At 37.7% G+C, this 4,489-nt stretch carries 2 protein-coding genes and 1 pseudogene; 2 read left to right on the plus strand and 1 reads right to left on the minus strand.

The window, feature by feature from the left end:
- A partial coding sequence (locus PX481_RS28240) for a nuclease/transposase family protein (protein WP_502888644.1) occupies positions 1 to 486 on the minus strand: 486 nt, incomplete at its 3' end.
- 712 nt (positions 487 to 1,198) lie between these two features.
- On the opposite strand from PX481_RS28240, the gene PX481_RS28245 reads away from it, so the two are divergent.
- Both PX481_RS28245 and PX481_RS28250 read left to right on the plus strand, forming a co-directional pair.
- The gene (locus PX481_RS28245) at positions 1,199 to 2,548 is read left to right on the plus strand and encodes a hypothetical protein (RefSeq protein ID WP_288097264.1); all 1,350 of its coding nucleotides are present in this window, start codon (positions 1,199 to 1,201) and stop codon (positions 2,546 to 2,548) included.
- Positions 2,549 to 2,586: 38 nt separating this feature from the next.
- Positions 2,587 to 4,489: pseudogene (locus PX481_RS28250) on the plus strand (hypothetical protein); the annotation flags it as partial.

Raw genomic sequence — 4,489 nt, forward strand, 5'->3', positions numbered from 1 at the left:
ACGTCTAACAACTCTTACCCGTTTAATCTGTTGCTCTGAATAATAAACTAATGTCTTTTGACTACACCATAAATCAAATTCTCCTGCTTTAAAGCCATCAGTAAATCTGATTTTACGTCGATCATCAGATAGTTTGTAGCCTGTTAGTTTATACTCAACCGAACGACTATGCTTTTTAAACCGAGGAAAACCCTTTTTTCCCGGTATCTTAGCATGACAATTCTGGTAAAACCGATTAATTGATTGCCAGGGTCTATCAGCAGCCGATTGGCGAGCTTGAGAGTTTAATTTATTAACCAAAGGTGTCTCTTTATTGTTAGCTAGTACCGCACAAAGTTTTTGGAGATCATTGCGGGTTGTCCCTTGATTGTCCATCCAATAACGAACACAAGAGTTACGCACAAACTGAGAAGTTCTAATAGCTTCATCAAGTTTTTGGTATTGTTCTGGTGTCCCGTTTTTTAACTTGGCTTCTACGACTAGCATTGATTAATCTTCGACCCTGGATAAATTAAGTATAACACAGTTTACCTACAAATGGTAGAATTAAAATCGTGCTTTGCGGTTGATATTCTGGTCGGATTTCATCCCCCGCAAAGGTGAGTATCTTGTCGAAAAATCTAGCGGGGGCATTCATCCGACATTTTAGGTAAAACCCAACATCCTCTACTAAGTGAGACTAAGAAATTATGTCTCACTTAGTAGCTTTTTCCTGGTTGCAAGGCTCTGTCCCGACCCACGCAGGAGTCCTAGTTCCTAAGACCCATACTTTTTCTGGCAACAAGACCCGCCGAAGCTCGTTTATCGCGCAAGGAATAGTGGTCAAGATATATTTGTTAAGTAGTCTGACATAAATTCTGTTGTCTATCTTAAGAAATGTAAATTGCCGCAATTCTTACTGACGACCGACTTGAAAGAGGCAGGGGGCAGGAGGGAAAAGTACCACTTTCAGGCTTGGCGGTGCCAACTTTGGCATCGGGACTGACGACCGACGACCGACTCCTTACTCCACAGTTAACTTTACTTTTGTCCAACTACTTAGAGCATCGGTTTTTAGATTTATTCAGCCAACCCTACTTATGAGATGCACCCGAAAAAATAAATCTGATTTGTGCATAAAAACTAAAGACTATAACATTAGAAAACTAAACCTGTTATAATCGGGGCAAAAATAAATGCTTGTAATCCTAATTAGAACATGGTCAATAGTATTTTAATGATTCCTGTTCATTTGGATGCTCTTTATCTGAAAAGAGAGCGCCTAGTTATAGAGGCGATGGCAGATTTGAGCATAATTCCTTATTTTAATAGAAAAAGAGACGTAAATCCGAATATTGCTCATATCAGCGAGGAGATTGTTTCCCAACCCTTTCAAAATCAAAATCTCTACCTGAAAGCAGGAATCCATTTACATTGGGCGTTACCCGATGCTTTAACAAAAGGTATTCAAGATAGCGATAAAAAGACAGTTTTCCCATCAGTTCCTAATCGCTGGTTAGTAACACGCACTCTTAACGGCGAAAAACGTCAATGGGTGGTGGAGAGTGATTATCTTTATCGGGAAGGAGAAGGGGAGCAGTTAGGTAGTATTGCTTATCCCATTGAGATAAAAAATGGTAATCATCAACCATTTCGCTATTTAGGTCGCAAACTGCCTATAGAAGCTTGGTTAGAAAATGATCCCAAGGCTGAATACTTACCCTTATTGACGGCGGTAGGTTATGGTGAACCGACTTTTGCGGCTTTTTATCCCAATTGTCACAGTGTTTTTGGATTTTATGATGATTATTCTCCTGAAAATACTGATGGGTTACAGTATGATGTGATTGCGTGGTATAGTCACTTAGAAAAGGATTATTTCAATCAGTTTATTCAGTTAAAATTAAAATTAAAAGATAAATTGAGTACACAGGAATTAATCAAAGCGATACAAGAGGAATTCAAGTGGGACATTCCCGTTAAAAGCAATGAACAAATACCTCAAAGAATACTTTGCTATGCCCGCTTAAAGTTTGCTTCTCCAACCAATACAGAGAAAGAAATTTCGGTAGAAGTGGCTGTAGGAAATACGGGAACGGAGGCATTATCTGCTTATTTAGGTCAAAAAATTGACAACAATTCTCAATCTATTATTGAAGATCAATTAGAAGCTTTAACCCTATCTTCTAGTCTAGAACATCGGCAGTTGGATCTAACAGCTAAGTTTGAGGAAGCACGCCATGAAAAAGGGTTTAATGCGGTCTCATCTGGCACAATATGGACAATTACTTTAGGAAGCACAAACGCTACAACAGCAAATGCTGAAGATGCTCAAGCTCAGAGCGAAGTTACTTTACCCGATAATATAGCTCCTAAACTGAATCAGCTTAATCTATCTCAACAGAAATATGACTGTACTTTCGATGAAATTGAGTCAATGCGTCGGCAACTCTTTTCTGATTGGTATAAGTATATGTTAAGTGTTTATCCCCCCAAGGTAGCACCGCTCAGTATCCTGATATTGATGAAGTTAAATATTATATTGAGGAGAAGGGAATTGAACCTTTAAAGGCAAAACTGAATAATCTAGAGAATTATGAAAAGTTATTGAATGAATCTTTAACTCAATTACAACAGGCGATCACTCAAGCAAATATTACCCAGTGTAAATTAAAAGTTAGTGATATTTTAGACTGGGAAAAATTGATTAATCAGTTAGAACAGGAAACAACAGAGCCGATTAAAATAATTAAGCAGTTAATCCCAGATTTGGCCAGTAAAATTGCAGGGAAAAATCAAGGAGAAATTATAGATGCCTTAAATTTAATTTTGACTAAAAGGGACTTTTACCAAGAAGATGTATTCAAGGCAATTGCCCAAGTATTATTAGAGAAAAAACCCAATTTAATTGATTGTAACGAAGAAGAATTAGTCCGTTGCAATCGTCTGCTTTTAGAAGTTTCTTTCCCTCAGCTAATTTTAAAAGCTCCACCACCTTACACCCTGAAACCTATTGCCAGTTCCCGTTATTGGCAACCAACAGAACCGGTTATCTTGATGGTGGGGGAAGGGGTAAAACCCACCATTCGCCATGGACAAGATGGAAGATTGAGGGATGATGGACTGTTAGAATGTGAGATTTTACAACAGGAAGAGGACATTTTTCTCAATGGATTTTCGTCTATTCTCGGTAAGATTGATCAGATAGAAAACAATAAAACAGGGGAACATATTGGCTTTAACACTTGGGAAGAACAACCTTGGCATCCGTTTTTACTAGAGTGGGAGGTAGAAGTTTTTCCCCTCCAAAATGGCTGTAATCATGGCATCTATAATCATCAATATGATGCTGAGTTTATTACGGGTAATTATACCTTGAAAGAAAACGAGCCAGAGCTTTCTTTACAGTACGGAAAGGGGGCTGTTCTTAAAGCTGCTAATGTTTATAGTGGTCGGAGTATTTTAACACCCCATGCCGGAATTAAGCTTAAGGAAAAAATAGAAGTTTATTTAAAGAAACAATTACCTGATGAGGCTAAAGAATATTACGAACTAAACCTGTCTGAACAAGAAGAAGCTTACCAAAAAAGAATCCAAGATTGGTATAAGGACAAACCAAATTCTTTGACCAACTTAGACCAACAAGAAAAGATTCAAGCCATTCAAGCTTGGTATGAGCAAAAACCCTGTTATGATCCTAGTAATCCTAATTTAATTTTCACTAATCTATTCTCGGATCAAAAAGCTAAAGACCCCATTTATACTGCCATTAGAGCTTATCAAAATCTTTTAAGCCTAAATTGTCTATCTCAAGCTTTAGGAGGGTTTAACGAGGCTTTATTGATGCACAAACAGACCTTACAGTTACCTATTGCTGATCCTTTAGGATTTAATGATTATCAGCCTTTTACAAATGAAATAAAAGAAATGGTACAACAAAGTGTCCGTAGTGCGCCAGAACCTTTAAATGATTTTAACCCAATTCGCTCAGGGGTAATGAAGATTTTGCGGTTACGGTTGGTGGATACTTTTGGACAAGTGAAGGATTTAGATATTAGAAATATTATCACTCCTGAACAGATGACGACTCCAGGCAGTCCCTATCTGATATCTTTACCCCCTCGTTTGGTACAACCGGCGCGTATTAATTTCCGTTGGTTATCTGCAATTGAAGGGGAACAGGAAATGAATAGTCATCCAGCTACTACTCCTATTTGTGGCTGGATATTGCCTAATAATTTAGATAATAGTCTCGCTATCTATGATAATCAAGGTAAGGCGTTGGGTTCGATTAATCAATTAGCAAAATGGCAAGCTGCGCCGGGAGAAAATACGGTTATCACCGTTGATAAAATTGATGATCATTTACAAATTGATGATCATTTACAAAAAGTGATTAACTATATTATTAAGCAGGGGGCAGAATTTTTGTCTAATTTTATTTCGGCTTTAGATAGTGGTTTAGAAAACATTGATCCCGAAAATTCAGCGCAAAATCAAGGTTTAGCAC

This window comes from Microcystis sp. M53603_WE2, assembly GCF_030065435.1.